Origin of the sequence: Cytobacillus gottheilii (genome assembly GCF_900166665.1) — a bacterium.
GTDB classification, from domain to species: Bacteria; Bacillota; Bacilli; order Bacillales; family Cytobacillaceae; genus Cytobacillus; species Cytobacillus gottheilii_A.
In genome coordinates, this window is record NZ_LT800494.1 from 3,436,938 (window position 1) to 3,455,175 (window position 18,238).

The following is an 18,238-nucleotide window of genomic DNA, read 5'->3' on the forward strand; positions in this document are numbered from 1 at the left end:
ACTATTCTGCTAGACTCAATCGCTCAATGATCCCCATAGCACTTACATTCATGTCTAATTTTAATAAATGCAGAGCTTCAGGCTGTATTGAAACCCCGTAGCGTGTTATTTCATCCATCACGAGCTTCATCATTTTTTCAGAGAGCAGAGTAGTTTTTTCTTGGAAATCTGCTTCAGGACTTTCCGTCATTACCCTTCTCCCTAAGTCCATAAACTGCGGCAGCCAATAGCTTATTTGCTGGAACACATTTTGCGGCTTTTCTGTCATGCTATAGTGTCCAAAATAAATCCGTTCTGGTTTAAGTGCCTCTAGACGCTCTGCCGAACGCATCATGTCTTCTTCATTAAATTGGCTAGGCGATGTCGATGGCAAATATATCTCCAACCCTTTTTCCAATAGCTGAGGATAACATACACCAATTGTATCTCCAGTAAAAATTCCATTACTGCGGGAATCATGGATTGAAAAATGGTGCTTGGCATGTCCTGGTGTATCGTAAAACGTCAGTGTACGGCTATTGCCAATATCCAATATTTCACCATCATTTTTACTGATTAACCTTTGCTCATCAATCGGTATAATCGGGTCGAATAGGCGATCAAAGTCGTCACCATAGACTGCTCTTGCACCCTTCATCAGACGTTCTGGATTTGCTAAATGACGGTTGCCGCGCGGATGCACATACACTCTAGCATTGGGGCAGCTCTGTAAAAAGAGACCTGTTCCACCGGCATGATCTAAATGAATATGTGTGACAATAATATGCTTTACGTCTTCAAGTTCAATTCCTAATTCCTTTAAACCCTGTTTTAAATACGGGATTGAAGGGCTCGCACTTGTTTCAATAATCGTGATGTCACCGCCAGTTAATACATATGCTCCTGTTCTTCCCCACTGGTCTAAATCATGTAAGTCTATTATATATACTCCATTGCCCAAGTCTTCTGTACGTTTTTCCAAATCCAGTACCTCCTCCTGCTCTAAACCTTTCAACTATTTCGTTAATCAGCAGAGATTTCCTGCTATAAAGAAGTCTATTTAAAGTAAATAACTAATATAGGAGAAATATTGAACACCCTTTTCTTTTTTCGAGACAAAACACTACTTTCTGTAAATATTTTCATTATAGTTTAAGTATAAGATTTGATTAGCAAGCAATTCTCATTCCTATACACAAAGTCTTGTTGACACTGTGCTTTTTTGCATTTTTCCCTTCACTTTCCTTCTCCCTATCCGATACTAGAAAAAGGGGTGAAAATTTTGGATATCGCAGCATTATCAATGGCCTTAAGTCAAACATCTGCTTCTCAGTCAGCAAGCATTGCTTTAACCAAAAAGGCATTAGACACGGCTGAAGGCAATAGCGCCCAGCTGCTGAAAATGATTGAAGCCCCGCATCCGAATCTCGGCGGCACAATCGACGTAAAAGCATAAGTGTTTTTCGGCCATTCAATCTGCGCGGGTTGGATGGTTCTTTTCTTTGAGTAGATTTTGAGAGTACATAGTTAACCATAAAGGGACTTTTAGCAGCATATGGTATAACAATTATAGTCCATGAAACTATTTTATATCTTCTTCCGTATATTAAATAAATTCCGTTCTTAACAAAAAGGATGTTTCGATGACAAAACCAAACCGTCCCTTTAAAGAAGAATCATTTTCCTCGAAATTTTTTATAATCGTCACGATGAGTTTATTAGTACTTGGTGCCGTTGGTTTTGTGGTTGCTGTCTATTATTTTGGCATTTTAGGGCTCTTTAGTATTTTAGGAATTCAGTATGAATCTCTTTTTTCACTATTGCTTTTCGTTATCTTTTATTTCCTGCTAGGCATAATTGGTGATATTGTTCTTAAGGCTTTTATTATTCTAATGAAAGCGGCAGGAATAACGGCGAAACTTTCTTTCCATGCCGGTCTTTTACTTTTTTCTTTTCTCATCAACTGGGCAATTATTTCTGCCATAAACCTATTAATGGATTCTATTGAAATCGCTGCTTTGACAGGAATCATCCTTGCACTTATTATTTCCGTTATTGAAATGGTGTTAGACAGTCTTGATGATCAAGAATAGGTATAAAAAAAATAGATTCATAGCTACTTGAATTCAAGTTAAAATTGCGCTATGATGTTTAACGGTAATTGCATACTAAAATTTTTTCTATGTGGATTTTTCTGGAGACTGCTCTATTTTTCGCCACACAATTGTCTATACGGGCAATTGTGTGGCTTTTTTATTTTTATTGGAAAGAAGGAGATTTATATGAAAAGCTGGCATTATGCTTTACTCGTTTTCCTGGGAGGCTGCAGCTTCGGTATACTGTCTACATTTGTTAAACTTGCCTATGCAGCAGGCTTTACGATGCCTCAGGTGTCCGGAAGCCAAGTATTCTTTGGTACAGTCATCATTTGGTCCATTGCATTATTTGCAAAAAAAATAAAAATCACCTTACTTCAAGCAGGTAAAATCATGGGCGCTGGCATCCCGACTGGATTAACAGGCGTTTTTTATTATCAATGCCTGCAAACGGTTAATGCTTCACTCGCTATTATTTTCTTATTCCAATTTATATGGATTGGTACACTAATTGAATGGATCGTGTATAACCGGAAACCTTCAAAATTAAAAGTTATATCGATCATGATCCTGCTTGCCGGCTCACTTCTAGCGGCTGGACTAATCTCAGGCAATATTCAGTCCATTTCTGGTGAAGGTGCCATGTGGGGACTGTTATCAGCCGTAACCTTCTCGTTATTCATCTTTCTTAGCGGAGTCGTTGGCAAGGAATTGCCTGCCATTCAGAAAAGCGCATTATTGGCGACAGGCAGTATGATCACAGTTTTCATTCTGTTTCCGCCGCTCTTTTTATTCGATGGAGCCGTTTTATCAAACTTAGCTCCATACGGACTTTTACTCGGCATTTTTGGTGTCGTCCTGCCGCCGCTGCTATTTTCTATTGGCATGCCGCATGTCGGACCGGGTCTCGGAACCATTTTAACAGCATCCGAGCTGCCGGTAGCGGTTGTGTTATCCGCTGCCGTCTTGTCAGAACACGTCAATATCCTTCAATGGACGGGTGTATTGATCATTTTAGCCGGAATTATGATCGGCAATAAAAGCAGTTTACAGCCCAAAATCATGCCTCCATATGAACTAAACAGCCAAGGTTAATTCCCTTGGCTGTTTTTCTTTAAAGGATATCAACCCAATTTGTAGAATAAAATTTTAAACGAGAAAGGAGAATAAAATGATCATCAGACTTGCTAAAGCAAACGATATCAAACAGTTAATACAAATGAGATGGGACTTTACTATTGAACATGATGAAAGCAAAAAAAGGGCATCCTTTCAGGAGTTTGAGATGGAATGCCGCTCCTTTTTAGAAGGAGCACTCCAAAATCAGCAATGGTTTATTTGGGTTGCAGAGAATCAGGGGAAAATTGTTTCACACATTTATATTGAATGTATCCATAAGGTTCCACGTCCAGGGAGAATCACGTACCCTTTCGCCTTTATGACGAATGTTTATACACTTCCAGAATATCGGCAAAAGGGGATTGGCAGCAAACTTTTACATGCAATACATGATTGGACCAAGGAAAATAAATATGAGTTTGTGCTTGTGTGGCCAAGTGATGAAGCGATCAAATTTTATAAACGAAACGAATACGAAGAACTTACAGAGCCTCTCATTTATTATCCAAAATAAAGAATCAATCATACAACCCTTAAAATGGCTAATTTAACGATTAGGAGCGTGGATATACATGTGCGGCAGATTCACCTTATTTTCCGATTATGAGGAAATCATCGAGCGCTTTGATATTGAAGCAGCCATTGATGAAGAACAGTACATACAAAGCTATAATATTGCCCCATCTCAGGAAGTGCTGGCTGTTATTAACGACGGGGAAAAAAATCGGCTGGGCTATTTAAAATGGGGACTGATTCCTCCTTGGGCAAAAGATAAGAAAATTGGCTATAAAATGATGAACGCCCGCGCCGAAACCCTGACAGAGAAACAAAGCTTTCGAACGGCTTACGAAAAACGCCGCTGCCTTATCATTGCCGATTCCTTTTATGAATGGAAAAAAACGAACACGGCAAAAGTACCCATGAGAATAAAATTAAAGTCAGATAACTTATTTGCCATGTGTGGCCTTTGGGAACGCTGGATCTCTCCTGAAGGAACGCCTATTTTTTCTTGCACCATCATTACTACAGCCTCAAATCCTTTTATGAAGGAGATTCATGAACGGATGCCTGTTATTCTTAAGCCTGAAAATGAAAAGACATGGCTAAACCCACGTAACAGGAATACCGCTGAACTAAACAAGCTGCTTGTCTCTTATGATGAAAAGGATATGGATGCTTTTAAAGTATCAGAAGAAGTGAACTCCCCGAAGAATAATTCTATTGAAATCACCAAAGCTTTATGCTGAACATGAATGGCTGTCGAAAGACGCCATTTTTTATGACCGTCACTATTAACCATATAAAAAATTCTGTGCAAATTTTCTTAATAAGGAAAAAGTCGCAAATTGTCGAAACAGTAAACACATGATAAAATACCTATAATGGCAAATTTTACGAAAGTAAAAGACGCAAAGCCACGGACCTAAGGCACTATGTGCTAAGGCAGCCGGGTTACCAAGATGACTGATCTTGTAAAAAAGGAGTAAGAGAAAAGATGCATTATAAAGTATTAATTGCTGACGACTCAATGTTTATGCGCCAGCTTCTCAAAAAAACGATCTCAAGTGATCGTTTCACTGTTATTGGAGAAGCTGCAAATGGAAAAGAAGCCATTACGTTATTTAAAAAGATGTCACCTGATATTGTGCTGCTCGACTTAACAATGGATGGGATAAACGGAATGACTGCGTTAAAAGAGATCAAACAAATTGATTCTCGTGCGAATGTAATCATTTGTTCGGCAATGGGCCAATCCAAAATTATTATTGAAGCTTTGCAAAATGGAGCTAAAGACTTTATCGTCAAACCTTTTTTTAATGAACTTCTGCCAGCATTAGATAAAGTAATAAAATTAGAGTGACTTCCAGGCACAGTACATCCTCCTCTTTTCATAAAGTAATGAAAAAGGAGGAATCCAATTTGAATCCTTATGTGTTCAGAAATCAAACTGAAAGCGTTCCGCCCGGTCATTATAAATATTCGAGCAACCTTCCAGCCATTATGAATCAGTTATCCCCTAACTCAACGATGAGTACAGAACCTGTTTTTTTAGATCACTTGCTTATGAATATGGGGAAAAAAATTAAGGTAGTAACAATTAACGAAAAGTTGGAAGGCACATTAACTGGAGTTGCCATTGATCACATTCAACTGACCATTAATAATTTGAACTATCATATACGGTTTCAGCATATCACTTATTTTGTCGGAAAACCGTAATAGCTGTATGAGAGAGTCTGCAAGGGCTCTTTTTTTGTGTGTATTTTTACAAAATCTAAACATATCTGCTTAGTTCCATGTGGTAAAATTTACATATTACTATTAGCGAGGTGATTAAATGACTTATTTTTATAACTTTCTTCTAGCGATCTTTCTTACTGCTTCATCCTATTTTATTGGAAGCTTGCTTCTAAATAACGGTATCACAATTATAGCAGCAATCATCATTGGTGCTTCCGTCGTTTCACTAGGCTCTATAACCGAAGCACTTGGCGCACCCATTTGGTTAATCGTACTTGTTCCTTTTCCAGTGGGTATGACTCTGCTTTTTCTATTTCTTAGAGAGCCCATTCATGTTTGGCTCATTACATACATGACAACCTTGGCGCTATACACGGTTATCCATGTGGTTATGAGCTACTTCTTTAAGTTCCATTCGCTAATACCAGCTTGGAAGCTTGGGGGATCATAAGGATAAAGCGAGCAAGATAAAACTTAAATTTTTTTACAAGATCGTTCTATTGCGCATCAGACACTCGCTTTCCGCAGGGAGCAAGACTTCAGCCTCACGGAAATTCGTCGGGTCTCCCCCCCTCTTCGCACTTGAGTCGAGTGTCCTGTGCTCCATTTCACTATGTTCCAAAAATAAGAAAAACCGTTATCTCTTCCTCCACTTCATTCCTGTTTAACAGTCCTTCTTCTATTCATTTCTTATACAAAATCACAAGCCAATTTTGCCAGCATAAGCGAGTAGAAAAACTAAATAATACACAGGCATAAATAAACATTTCAAGGTAATCCTAAAAAAAAATGTACAAAAGGTGATTACTGATGGATTTAAATCCAATGGATGTATTAAAACCTATTCAATTAAGTTCAGACTCTTTAAATGAAAATCAACCTTTAACAGCCGTTGAATTGGGAAAACTTTGGGCTACATACACAGGCAACAGCATGTCTCAGCAGATCCTTACTTATTTTCTTCAGCATTGTGACGATGAACATATAAAAATTCTGCTGGAAAATGGAATTGCTTTGACGAAGGATTTCATGGAGCGGATCGAATATTTTTTTAAGAAAAGTCATTTTCCAATCCCGCGAGGATTTACAGAAGAAGATGTTAACCTCGGTGCACCGAGGCTATATGATGACACTTTTTATGTACACTACCTGAAATATGCTATCAAAGCCGGAATGAGCATTTATGCTGTAGCGATCCCTTTAATCATGAGGAAAGATATAAATGAATTTTTTACTTATTGCAATAAATGTGCCATGGTACTTGTAGATCAGATTAATACGGTATTATCTGAAAAAAAGTTAATAGCAAAGCCGCCTATTATTCCCATTCCGGATAGCAACGACTTTATTCAGAAACAAAATTACTTAGCAGGTTTTATAGGTGATGTTCGGCCCCTTCATGCGTTAGAAATCGCTCATCTTTACGATAATATTGAAAATAACACAACAAGCAAGACACTATTACTAGGTTTCTACCAGGTGGTCAGAGATGATAAAATTAAAGCTTTGTTTAAACGCGGGTTAGACATGACCGAAAAATCTGTAAAACAGTTTATGGAGAAACTGCATGTTGAAAGCCTGCAGTCACCAGCCCATCTTGATCATCTTGTTGCCCCATCAACCTATCCGCCTTTTTCTGATAAAATTATGCTATTTCATAAGGTGGACATGTTCTCAATTAAACTGAGATCATTTGCAAACTCCATAGCTGTTAACGGACGTAGAGATATTGCCCTTATGTATGGAAGAAATTTAATGAATGTTGGATTATTTGTCGATGATGGCGCGAACATTCTCATTGATCATGGCTGGATGGAATCACCGCCTAAGGCTTATGATCGAACATGACGTTCAATCATTTAATCTATACAGCATTCTCATTATACCTATGCACATACTTTAACGAGAAAAACTTTAACAGCCTTCCACATTTCATCAAGGAAGGCTGCTTGTTATATAAATCAAGGAGATTAGCCTTTCCGGTCTTTTACATTCTCAAGCGTAGACTCTCCAGCTTGATCTGTTTTTTGGATAACGGAAATGCTTCCATCCGTTTCTAGCACGACCGCTTCAACTTGACCCATCGAACGAATACCGTTTGACCTGGCTGCCTGAAGAATTTCTACTTTAAGCACCCTTTTCCGCTTCATAACATCATAGAAATAGCAGCCTTCACGGTATAAAAATTGGGGATTAGACTTAATCATATTGCTTACTCTGCCTGAGCGCACCGAAAAGAAAGCAATAAAATACTGCAGTGCAATTAATATAAAGAACGCCGTAAGTCCCTCCGCTAAAGCGACATCCTTGCTTAAAAGGATCGTTGCTAATGTTGATCCAAGTGCCACCGTAACAACCAAGTCAAAAGCGTTCATTTTTGAAAGTGTGCGTTTTCCTGAAACTCTTAAGAACAAGACGAGCCCGGCATATGCTAATACACCAATTAAAATCGTCCGTCCAATCGTTGCCCAATCATCAAAAAACATCGTATCCCCCTTAAATCTATAAATGTCAAAAGTTTGTCCAGTAAAATGTCCTTCTCCTTTATTTTCTGTACCCTATTTTAAGCGAGGTATTTCATGACTGAAAAAAAAGAATACGAAACCCGGCAGACTGTAGATCTGCCGGGTTTATTATTTATGAGACTTCACTTCGAGTCTTCCTAAGCGTACTTCTTATTTTCATCATTATTACTAAAGAATGCCTTCATCGCATGAAACACATCCGCTTTTTGCTTTAAAATATAATGGCGAAAATGTTCGTTTTTAATGTTTTTGTAGGCGGACATAAGGGTGGAATGACGATTATATTGGTTGACTTCCCCATAGCCGAACATATTGGATTTCTTGATGAGTTCTTCGACGAGTTTGACGCAGCGGGCATTGTCTGAGGTAAGATTGTCACCGTCTGAGAAGTGAAAAGGATAGATGTTGAATTGTGCTGGATCATATTTAGTGTCAATAAGTTCAAGTGCTTTTCGATAAACAGATGAACAAATGGTTCCCCCGCTTTCCCCTTTCGAGAAAAAGTCTTCCTCGGAGACCACTTTTGCCTCTGTATGGTGGGCGATAAATTCGATTTCAACTGTTTCATATTTTGTGCGCAGAAAACGGGTCATCCAGAAAAAGAAGCTTCTCGCCATATACTTCTCCCAGATGCCCATCGATCCGCTCGTATCCATCATCGCGAGCACAACGGCCTTTGATTCTGGTTTGACAACCTCATTCCAGGTTTTGAACTTTAAATCTTCCTGATATATTGGGTGGAAGGATGCTTTACCTGCCATCGCATTTCGTTTGAAGGCCGTCATCATCGTTCTTTTTTTATCAATATTGCCCATTAAACCGGTTTTGCGGATATCATTAAATTCAATGTTTTCAACTAGCTGTTCTTGGTTTTGCTTTTTCTTCAAGTTAGGCAGTTCTAAATGCTGGAACAGGGCCTCTTCAATTTCCATCATGGAAACTTCTGCTTCAAAATAATCCTCTCCCGCCTGGTCTCCTGCACCTTGACCTTTGCCTGGACCTTTTTGTCTCTGAGATCCATCACGGGCCACAACATCGCCAATTTTGCTTTCACCGTCACCTTGACCAACATGCTTATTCTTATCATAGTTATAGCGGATTTTATATTCGTCCAAAGATCTAATCGGGATTTTGACGACTTCCCTTCCATTCGACATGACAATATTTTCTTCGGTGATCAAATCAGGTAAGTTATTGCGAATCGCATCCTGGACTCTGTCCTGATGTCGCTGCTGATCATCATGGCCTTTGCGATGGAGGGTCCAATCTTCCTGGGAAATCACAAACTGATGTTTATTTGTCTCGTTCACGTATACTCCCTCCTTATAAACTAGCCTAAAAATAATAAGCTTCACAGATCTTCTTACTCACATTTGTTATTGCAAGACTGAAAAATTTCTTTATTGTTCATGCACATTTCGTATCTGCTGACATACTATATTCCGAGTGTCAATTTGGAAATATCTTTTCAAGGGATGAAGTAATAACGGCTCTAGTTTTTTTCCATTTAAAAAATGGTGTATTACTTTATCATATGCAATGAGACAAAATAATTTACAAATTATTTCGACAATAGTACATGAAAATTTGTTTTGGACAAGCCTAATTTCAGCTCAATTATTTTAGGGAAAATAAAACCTTCGCTTACGATCGGCGAAGGTTTTTATCTGTATCTTTATATTGGACAGGGTCAGGAATCTTTTGATCTTCCTTTAATTCTTTATTTGTGCGCAGATTCTCCATTTGATTTCCGAGGTTTTTCATTTCTTCCACATTTTCAGCCATTGAACTATTGCGGGGTTTAAAGTTTTTATCAAGCTCATACTTTTTCATGCTATCACCTCAGGTTTTCTTTACCCTTGTGGCGGACAGCCTCAAACATGAGCGTTTATCGATTTAATAAGCTCCCCACATATTTGAGAAGTTCATTTGCAGAAGATGAATTATAGCCATGTTCATCAATAAGGCGGGCTACAACCTCATTTACCTTTTTCAGCTGCTGTTCATCAGGCGTTTTTGAAGAGGTCGTAATCTTAACGACATCTTTAAGATCAGCGAAGAGCTTTTTCTGGATCGCTTCCCGAAGACGATCATGTGAATTATAATCAAATCGCTTTCCTTTGCGGGCATAAGCCGAGATTCTGATAAGAATTTCTTCTCGGAATGCCTTCTTCGCATTTTCCGAAATGCCAATTTGCTCTTCAATCGACCGCATCAGTTTTTCGTCTGGATTAATTTCTTCTCCAGTCAGCGGGTCACGGAGCTTTACCTTATTGCAATATGCTTCCACATTATCAAGGTAGTTTTCCATCAATGTTTTTGCAGATTCTTCATATGAATACACAAATGCTTTCTGAACTTCCTTCTTCGCAATATCATCATATTCTTTTCTGGCAAGCGAAATAAAGTTTAAGTACCTTTCCTTTTGCTCTGCTGTAATCGAAGGGTGCTGATCAAGTCCTTCTTTTAAAGAGCGAAGGACATCAAGAGCATTAATAGACGTAATATTTTTCCGGATGATAGTAGAAGAGATTCGATTGATCACATAACGCGGATCAATGCCGCTCATTCCTTCATCATTATGTTCTTTTTTCAATTCCTCGACATCTGCAGTGTTATAGCCTTCCACATTTTCACCATCATAGAGTCGCATCTTTTTAACTAAATCAATGTCCCCTTTTTTCGGGTCCTTTAGTCTCGTTAAAATCGTAAACATAGCAGCGACCTTTAAAGTATGCGGCGCAATATGCACATCAGCTACATCACTTTCCCGGATCATCTTTTCATATATTTTTTCTTCTTCCGTTACCTTTAAGTTATATGGAATCGGCATAACGATAATTCTTGAATGCAATGCCTCGTTCTTTTTATTAGAGATAAATGAGCGATATTCCGTTTCATTTGTATGTGCCACGATTAACTCGTCAGCAGAAATGAGGGCAAATCGTCCCGCCTTGAAGTTTCCTTCTTGCGTGAGTGATAATAGATGCCACAGGAATTTTTCGTCACATTTCAGCATCTCCTGGAATTCCATCATGCCTCGGTTTGCTTTATTCAGTTCTCCATCAAAACGGTACGCACGCGGATCAGATTCAGATCCATATTCTGCAATCGTCGAAAAATCAATGCTGCCTGTTAAATCAGCGATATCCTGTGATTTTGGATCTGATGGGCTGAATGTTCCAATTCCAACACGACGATCTTCTGAAAAGATGACTCTTTCAATCATAACATCTTCAATTTTCCCGCCATACTCTTCCTCAAGCCTCATCATATTAAGAGGCGATAAGTTTCCTTCAATACGGATTCCATATTCATCAAGGAAATCCTTGCGTAAATGATGCGGAATTAAATGCAGGGGATCTTCGTGCATTGGGCACCCTTTAATAGCAAAGACTGCTCCCCGCTCTGAATGGGAATAGGCTTCTAAACCCCGCTTTAGCATAGTCACTAAAGTCGATTTACCGCCGCTTACAGGTCCCATCAGCAATAGAATCCGTTTGCGGACATCCAGCCGTTTGGCAGCAGGATGGAAATATTCTTCTACAAGCCTTTCCAGCGATTCCTCAAGTCCAAACAACTGGTCACTGAAAAATTGATATTTTTTCTGCCCTTTTACATCGTCAATTCCCGCGTCTTTAATCATATTATAAACACGTGAATGTGCGGACTGGGCAACCCATGGCTTTTCTTTTATAATTTCTAAATACTCACCGAAAGTCCCTTCCCATTTCAGCTTTTCCTCTTCGTGGCGATACATCTCAATTTTTTTTAGAATATCCATATGGACCTCCCCCTGTCACATTATCAGAGACGATTAATATACTCTATGCTCCATGTTTATCGAACATGCGCGAACAAGGGATAGTTTCAGAAGGTAATTTTTACAATATTCACATAATGGTGCTATTTATAAAGAATGATAACTTCTTCTTGAAGATCAAGTAAACACTTACAATTTTTTCACTCATGACATTCACAGTTTTCTTACAATAGGATATAATAAGCTTATATGCTTGTGGAATGTTTCAGAAAAAGGAGGATACATAACATGGGTACAATTATTATTCTTGGTGTCATGGCTGCTTTCCTTGTTGCTATTTTCACAGCAGGCTACGACGATAAACCAGGCATTAATAAAAAATAAAAAACTGCTGGCGTGCTGCCAGCAGTTTTTTATTTTGAGTTTCGGTACTCATTTTTTTGGATTATACAAGTACGGTGGTAGCAGTTTGATTGTACTTCATTTACGGATTACTGGATCACAGGGGTGTGTTTTCGCTGCTTTTGTTACACCATTTACCAGATTCCGGATTTCAGACGTGTGTTTCAGCTGGTTTCACGACAACATTTACCATATGCTGGATTTTAGTGGGGGGTTCCTTTCTTTTCGCGACACTATTTACCAATTACTGGTTTTTAGTGGGGTGTTTCCTCTCTTTTCACCACACTACTTGCCAATTACTGGTTTTTAGTGGGGTGTTTCCACTGTTTTTGCGACTCTATTTACCATTTCCTGGATTTAAGTGGGGTGTTTCTGCTGTTTCCGCGACTCTATATACCTATCACTGGATTTCAAAGGTGTATTTAAGCTATTCCCCCCCCTCCATCTACCAACAAGTTACTCTATTTTCTTTGTTATGTTTTACCAAGCGCGATTATACCATTTTCAAACACCTTCACATTCCAGTTACCGAAATCAAAAGACCTGATTCCGCATGTCACAGGCTCAGGTCTCCGAATATACACTATTTCAAATCAAACCCCTGCTTTTTCACAAATTCCTTCATATACATTCTTGTTTGTTTTTCAAGCATTTGAGCCATCTGGCCTGTCCACGTGTCAGATCTATTTCCATCTGTCCGCTCCTGATAGTATTTAGAAATGATCTCATCATATAAAGAAAGCTGTTTTTTATAGGCTTCAGTGTCTTGGTTATATTCATTTTCATGGTAAATGTGTTCAAAAGGAAGACGCGGCTTCTGCTCATTTTCTTTTTGCGGATAGCCTACCGTCAGGCCGAATAGCGGAATAACGCGTTTTGGTGTTTTCAAGAGTGCTGATACAGCTTCCAAATTATTGCGGATGCCGCCAATATAGCAGATGCCAAGACCCATGGACTCGGCTGCAATCGCAGCATTTTGTGCTGCTAAAGCTGCATCAATCAGAGCAACCATGAATTTTTCCGTGCTTTCAATAGATGGCAAAACATCCTTCTTTTCGAGCTCCCCAATGAGCTCATGCCGATGTAGATCAGCGCAAAACACAAAAAAGTGACCATTTTTTGCTACATATTCCTGGCCGCCAGCTAGAGCAGCAAGCTGGTCTTTCTTCTCTTGATCTGTTACTCCAATGATGGAATACGCCTGAATAAAACTGGAAGTTGAAGCTGCCTGTGCAGATGCAACAATGGCTTTAATTTGTTCGTCAGATAATGGCTTGTCTTCAAAAAAGCGAACAGAGCTGTGATTTTGAAGTAATTTAATTGTTTCATTCATGGGTCATGTTCCTCTCTTTTTTAGTAAGAATTTCCGCGAAAAAGGATAAAACAAGACCTGAACAAATTGCTCAGGTCTATTTTAAATGAATATAGTCTTGCTGTCTTAGCGCTTCATAAATAAGAATCGCAGCTGTATTCGATAAATTCAGCGAGCGGACATTATTATTCATCGGAATGCGCAGGGCACGATCTTTGTTGCTTTCGATAACATCCTTTGGAAGACCTGTTGTTTCCTTGCCGAAAATAAAAAAGTAATCTTTGTTTTGATCACTATAATCAAATGTCGAATGTGGCTGTGTGCCAAACTTAGTTAAATAAAAGAACTCTCCGCCCTCATTTTGTTTATAAAAGTCATCTAATGAATCATGATAAATAATATTCACAAATTCCCAGTAATCAAGTCCTGCACGCTTCAGCATTTTATCGTCAGTTGAAAAGCCAAGTGGACGAATTAGATGCAGTGTTGTGTCAGTTGCTGCACAAGTACGGGCAATATTGCCGGTGTTTGCGGGGATTTCTGGCTGATAGAGTACAATATGTAGTGCCATGTCTTTCACCTCTAAAAATATGTCTGATTCATTATATCACTTTGAATGAAAAATTTTAAACTTCTAGTTCTAATCGTTTATGGAAAAAAACTTATATTTTATGTTCGGTGTATAAGCAGTGGAATCCTCATATGCCCAATAGCGCATACGGCTATTTGTGGTATGAGCATTAACGAGCGGCATTCCATCAGCGTCTTTTTCTGTCACAATGGTAGTATGATCAAAACGGCCATCTCCCTGAAAGTCATAACAGATGACATCTCCAGGAAGCAGTTGCTCTGGCGATGCTACTTCCTTCGCCTGAAGACCTGCATTTGAGCCAGGTAAATGCCAGCGCATGGCATTTGCTACCGTCCAGCTGTAGCTCCAATTATTGTTTTGCATCCACCAGCCTTTTCCTCTATTCGGATAGCCTCTCATCGGCGCACCGCCCGCATGCAGACATTGGGAAATATAATTTGTACAATCAACATCGAAGCTTTTAAACGCGGGATTATAGCTGTTCCACCAGGTTTCAGCGTATTGAACGGCCTTCAAACGATTATAATGAAATTTTAGTCTTACTTCAGCTTCTCCGATCTCTTGAAGATCATTCAGCATGCTTTGCTTTTGATAATCCGGCTCAATTTCTTTATCATCAACAAGCACACCTTTATAAAACTCAGCCTCCCGCTCTTCTATCTCTTCTTCTATATATAAGGAGGATTTTTGTTTAATTAAGTATTGGAAATGAGCACGATATCGCACAAGCTCTGTTTCATTTTCTCCTTGTTCTTTTTTTATAATCGCTCCTGTTGCTTTCGCTTTAACGATTTCAGCATTCCGTAGCTGCAGGCCGCCTATCTTACGTTCAACTTTTGAATCGGATGAATTAGAGAGCCTTTCAGATGATACATATAACCCAACCATATTCTCTAAATGTTTCTTTAATTGGTCTCTCACTGCGCATCTCTCCCTTCCCCTTATACTTATGAAGGAAAAGTCATTTTCACAATAAAAAAATGAGAGGACAAGCCTCTCATCCCAATTAAAATATTTAAAAGCCTGCAGCTCCATGACCTTTAGAAGCTAAACACTATCAAAAAATTTTATAAGAAAGAAAGTCCTTTTTGGATTTCTTCCAAAGCTTCCGGATCCTGCTCGGTTGTTAGGGCCTTCTCTAATTCCTGCTTCGCCTTTTCTCCGCCAATCTTTCCTAGCGCCCATGCACTTGTGCCGCGTATGACAGGACGTGGATCTGTAAACATCAAGTCACTCAGATCATCAACGGCTGTTTCATCTTTAAAATGAGCTAAGGCAAGAATGGCATTACGCTGAATTGGTTTCTTTCCGCGCCATGAGCCGGACATGCGGCCAAACCTCTGCTTAAACTCCTTGTTGCTCATTTTTAAAATGGGCTTTAACAGTGGCTTCACGTCTTCTGAATTAGGCTCCATTTCAGGGTGAAAATGAAAATCTTTGCCTTTATTTTCAGGACAAACGGTTTGGCATGTATCACAGCCATAGATGCGATTGCCCAATTCTTCCCGAAATTCATCCGGCATAAAGCCTTTTGTTTGTGTTAAAAAAGCAATGCAGCGCTGAGCATTAAGCTGACCGGGATTCACCAAGGCTCCAGTCGGACAGGCATCCATACATTTCGTGCACGTACCGCAGCGATCCTCAATCGGCTTATCCGGTGCAAATGGAATGTTTGAAATGATTTCCCCTAAATATACATAGGAGCCGAATTCTGGTGTAATGATGGAACAATTCTTCCCAGTCCAGCCGATTCCCGCTCTTTCAGCAACTGCCCGATCGACAAGCTCACCCGTGTCGACCATAAATTTAAATCGTGCATCCGGCACTTTTTCAGCGATATAGTTCTGCAGCTGCTGAAGACGATTGCGTAAAATATGGTGATAATCTTCTCCCCAAGACGCGCGGCAGAAGATGCCCCTTCTTTCCCCTTTTTTCCCTGCAACCCGTTCCCTCATTTTTGAAGGATAAGCGAGAGCAATGGAAATGATCGATTGGGGTTGATCCAAAAGCAATGCCGGTGTAACTCTTTTATCCAGATCAGGCTCTTCAAAGCCGGAGTGATAATTCAGTTCAATTTGCTTCATTAATATATTTTTTAGACCAGTAAAGGTATCGGCTGTTGTAAAGCCGATTTTATCAATCCCGATTGACTTGCTGTATTGAATAATATCTTGTTTTAATTCTTCTACTTTCATGCAGTACACCAACTCACTAACCTTTTAATGAAAAAATCATTATTCTTATGATAAACTATTTCTAATCTATTTTGGAGGTGGAAACATTGGAAATTAACATTTCACCTGAATTGAGCACATTAATTCCTCAATTTAAAATCGGCGTGATTACATACCATGATATTCAAGTTGACCAATCTCCGCAAATGGTAAAGGGCCGTTTGCAATTATTTCAGGAGTCTCTTTATTTTGATTATGAGGATAAAAAAGTCACCGAGATCGAAGCAATTCAGGAATGGCGTCAGATTTTTAAAGCTTGCGGAAAGGATCCTAACCGCTATCGGCATTCCGCTGAAGCACTTTACAGACGAGTACTAAAGCAAAATTATCTGCAGTCTGTACATAGTGCGATTGATTTGAATAATTTCTTTTCGTTAAAATATCAAGTACCAATCGGAATTTATGATGCAGACAAGCTTTCTGGTCCAGTCCAAATTCGACTTGGTGAAGAGAATGAATCCTATATCGGTTTAAACGGAAGAGAAAACTCTGTCCACCGGTTACTTGTCGCAGCCGATGAATCTGGTCCATTTGGCAGCCCATTCGTGGATTCAGAACGCACGGCTGTCACAGAAGAAACCGTGAATGCGCTGCAGATTGTCTTTCATCGCCCATCTATTGCGATGGAAGAAGCCGAAGAAATGACTGTCTCTTTGAAGGATATGTTTCTTCAAGTGCATGGGGGTACTGGTAAGGTCCGCATGATTGATTAGTATGGAAGATGCGCGTCCGTCTGCTGCTTGTTGTGCAGGCGGGCGTTTTTTCTGTGTGCGGAGAGATGAAATAAGTGATGGTTTTGTGTTTGGCGGATAAATGGGGGTTTTTGGCGGATATATTTTTTAACGGCGGATAAAAAATTTTAACGGCGGATAAATGCCTGAAAATGGCGGATATATTTTTCTGACGGCGGATAACTTTCTTTTGACAGCACATTTCCGCAGCTTCTGAGCATATATCGCCTAAAACAGAACCCTTCTCCAGCCAAAATGGCCTCACATTAAATGAAAACACTTTTTGAACATGAAAAAACGCAACATTTCGTTCTTATAGAAACGGAACACTGCGTTGGCTATGTATGGAGCGGGTGAAGGGAATCGAACCCTCATCATCAGCTTGGAAGGCTGAGGTTTTACCACTAAACTACACCCGCATTATAATAAATTTTGATAATCGAACTTCGATCTCACGAAAAGTCATGCCTCTTTCTCTGCCAGCTTATTCGAGAAGCTAATGCGTCGAGGCAACTCGTAGTTGTTTCATGGATGCTTCGCTCGTGGCTGAGGTTTTACCACTAAACTACACCCGCATTACTATAAAAATATGCATTAAACTGATTAACAGAACTGCAAAATCTATCGAATTTTGTCGAATATTCCCGCTGACTACTTTTATTATTCTAGTATATTTATCCTCTATCGTCAACAGGTTTTTCATTTTTCTTTAACAAATGTTTAATTAAATCTTAATAAACCCACAACAATTTATAAAAGTTTTACAATAACAACTTCCATCAGCCTGGTGTTTTCAACCTATTACTCCCCTTAATTACTACTAATAATAGACTGTAATACTCATTATTTTGTTTTAGTACAGCTTATGACTGGACAAAGTATCAGAATGGAACGGTTTCTGACAGCCCGTATACACCTCATGCAAGAAACAGGAGACTATTTCTATTACTCTAACAGTAAAGATCAGGACAGGACAAGCTCTACCGCATGAAAAAGGATGGTACAGGCAAAACGAAGCTGATCATTGCAAGAGCACCTTATTTTGTCATCACGCACAACAAGATTTACTTCAGCAACTATTCAAATGGCGGATATTTGCATAAAGCAACACTAGCAGGCAATCACGCTAAACCTTTTAATAAAGTACATTCAATTGATCTTTTCATCGATCAAAACAAGCTATACTATACGAATAAAAAAACAAATAAACAAGCTTCCTTTAAAACGAATTAAATAGAAAACGG

General features: G+C 39.2%; 19 protein-coding genes, 1 tRNA gene, 1 pseudogene and 1 riboswitch. Of the genes and pseudogenes, 11 read left to right on the forward strand and 10 right to left on the reverse strand.

Features of this window, described 5'->3' with window-relative positions; translation table 11 throughout:
- Position 1: 1 nt before the first annotated feature.
- The gene (locus B7E07_RS16810) at positions 2–961 is read right to left on the reverse strand and encodes an MBL fold metallo-hydrolase (protein WP_080847694.1); all 960 of its coding nucleotides are present in this window, start codon (positions 959–961) and stop codon (positions 2–4) included.
- Between the two features lie 300 nt (positions 962–1,261).
- Here B7E07_RS16810 and B7E07_RS16815 point away from each other — a divergent pair, with 300 nt between their 5' ends.
- The 9 genes from B7E07_RS16815 (at position 1,262) to B7E07_RS16855 (ending at position 7,283) form a co-directional block, all read left to right on the forward strand.
- Complete coding sequence (locus B7E07_RS16815; RefSeq protein WP_080847697.1) at positions 1,262–1,435, forward strand: YjfB family protein; 174 nt, start codon at positions 1,262–1,264, stop codon at positions 1,433–1,435.
- A 187-nt stretch (positions 1,436–1,622) separates the two neighbouring features.
- Complete coding sequence (locus tag B7E07_RS16820; RefSeq protein ID WP_080847699.1) at positions 1,623–2,072, forward strand: YrvL family regulatory protein; 450 nt, start codon at positions 1,623–1,625, stop codon at positions 2,070–2,072.
- Between the two features lie 189 nt (positions 2,073–2,261).
- The gene (locus tag B7E07_RS16825; protein WP_080847702.1) at positions 2,262–3,170 is read left to right on the forward strand and encodes an EamA family transporter; all 909 of its coding nucleotides are present in this window, start codon (positions 2,262–2,264) and stop codon (positions 3,168–3,170) included.
- Between the two features lie 76 nt (positions 3,171–3,246).
- Positions 3,247–3,708 (forward strand): GNAT family N-acetyltransferase, encoded by a 462-nt coding sequence (locus B7E07_RS16830; protein WP_080847704.1) that lies wholly within the window; start codon positions 3,247–3,249, stop codon positions 3,706–3,708.
- 58 nt (positions 3,709–3,766) lie between these two features.
- Positions 3,767–4,441 carry an SOS response-associated peptidase gene (locus B7E07_RS16835; RefSeq protein WP_080847706.1) on the forward strand — a complete coding sequence of 225 codons (675 nt, stop codon included), beginning with the start codon at positions 3,767–3,769 and terminating at the stop codon, positions 4,439–4,441.
- Positions 4,442–4,568: 127 nt separating this feature from the next.
- Positions 4,569–4,654, forward strand: a riboswitch (cyclic di-GMP riboswitch).
- A 35-nt stretch (positions 4,655–4,689) separates the two neighbouring features.
- On the forward strand, positions 4,690–5,055 hold the full coding sequence (locus B7E07_RS16840) for a response regulator (RefSeq protein WP_080847708.1): 366 nt from the start codon (positions 4,690–4,692) through the stop codon (positions 5,053–5,055).
- A gap of 59 nt (positions 5,056–5,114) precedes the next feature.
- Positions 5,115–5,414, forward strand: coding sequence for a DUF2642 domain-containing protein (locus tag B7E07_RS16845; RefSeq protein WP_176215230.1), 300 nt, complete (start codon positions 5,115–5,117; stop codon positions 5,412–5,414).
- 118 nt (positions 5,415–5,532) lie between these two features.
- Positions 5,533–5,886, forward strand: a complete 354-nt coding sequence (locus tag B7E07_RS16850; RefSeq protein ID WP_080847713.1) for a hypothetical protein — start codon at positions 5,533–5,535, stop codon at positions 5,884–5,886.
- Positions 5,887–6,245: 359 nt separating this feature from the next.
- On the forward strand, positions 6,246–7,283 hold the full coding sequence (locus tag B7E07_RS16855) for a DUF3231 family protein (protein WP_257391479.1): 1,038 nt from the start codon (positions 6,246–6,248) through the stop codon (positions 7,281–7,283).
- A gap of 122 nt (positions 7,284–7,405) precedes the next feature.
- On the opposite strand, the gene B7E07_RS16860 is transcribed toward B7E07_RS16855, so the two are convergent.
- From B7E07_RS16860 to queG, 8 genes are all read right to left on the reverse strand, one after another.
- A complete protein-coding gene (locus tag B7E07_RS16860; RefSeq protein ID WP_080847716.1) occupies positions 7,406–7,921 on the reverse strand; it encodes a DUF421 domain-containing protein in 516 nt (171 codons plus the stop codon).
- A gap of 176 nt (positions 7,922–8,097) precedes the next feature.
- A complete protein-coding gene (gene yhbH, locus B7E07_RS16865) occupies positions 8,098–9,270 on the reverse strand; it encodes a sporulation protein YhbH (RefSeq protein ID WP_080847720.1) in 1,173 nt (390 codons plus the stop codon).
- A 334-nt stretch (positions 9,271–9,604) separates the two neighbouring features.
- Positions 9,605–9,793 carry a hypothetical protein gene (locus tag B7E07_RS16870; RefSeq protein ID WP_080847725.1) on the reverse strand — a complete coding sequence of 63 codons (189 nt, stop codon included), beginning with the start codon at positions 9,791–9,793 and terminating at the stop codon, positions 9,605–9,607.
- Positions 9,794–9,848: 55 nt separating this feature from the next.
- Positions 9,849–11,744 carry a PrkA family serine protein kinase gene (locus B7E07_RS16875; RefSeq protein WP_080847727.1) on the reverse strand — a complete coding sequence of 632 codons (1,896 nt, stop codon included), beginning with the start codon at positions 11,742–11,744 and terminating at the stop codon, positions 9,849–9,851.
- A gap of 964 nt (positions 11,745–12,708) precedes the next feature.
- A complete protein-coding gene (gene nfsA / locus B7E07_RS16880; RefSeq protein WP_080847730.1) occupies positions 12,709–13,458 on the reverse strand; it encodes an oxygen-insensitive NADPH nitroreductase in 750 nt (249 codons plus the stop codon).
- Between the two features lie 76 nt (positions 13,459–13,534).
- Positions 13,535–14,008, reverse strand: coding sequence for a tRNA (uridine(34)/cytosine(34)/5-carboxymethylaminomethyluridine(34)-2'-O)-methyltransferase TrmL (gene trmL, locus B7E07_RS16885; protein WP_080847732.1), 474 nt, complete (start codon positions 14,006–14,008; stop codon positions 13,535–13,537).
- 69 nt (positions 14,009–14,077) lie between these two features.
- Entirely contained in the window at positions 14,078–14,950 is an 873-nt protein-coding gene (locus B7E07_RS16890; RefSeq protein ID WP_080847735.1) for an amidase domain-containing protein, read from the reverse strand.
- Positions 14,951–15,096: 146 nt separating this feature from the next.
- The gene (gene queG / locus B7E07_RS16895; protein ID WP_080847738.1) at positions 15,097–16,224 is read right to left on the reverse strand and encodes a tRNA epoxyqueuosine(34) reductase QueG; all 1,128 of its coding nucleotides are present in this window, start codon (positions 16,222–16,224) and stop codon (positions 15,097–15,099) included.
- An 86-nt stretch (positions 16,225–16,310) separates the two neighbouring features.
- On the opposite strand from queG, the gene B7E07_RS16900 reads away from it, so the two are divergent.
- Positions 16,311–16,976: a B3/B4 domain-containing protein gene (locus tag B7E07_RS16900; RefSeq protein WP_080847740.1), complete on the forward strand. Its 666-nt coding sequence runs from the start codon at positions 16,311–16,313 to the stop codon at positions 16,974–16,976.
- Positions 16,977–17,339: 363 nt separating this feature from the next.
- On the opposite strand, the gene B7E07_RS16905 is transcribed toward B7E07_RS16900, so the two are convergent.
- Positions 17,340–17,413: transfer RNA gene (locus B7E07_RS16905), tRNA-Gly, on the reverse strand.
- A gap of 565 nt (positions 17,414–17,978) precedes the next feature.
- Here B7E07_RS16905 and B7E07_RS16910 point away from each other — a divergent pair.
- Positions 17,979–18,227: pseudogene (locus B7E07_RS16910) on the forward strand (DUF5050 domain-containing protein); the annotation flags it as partial.
- Positions 18,228–18,238: the final 11 nt, after the last annotated feature.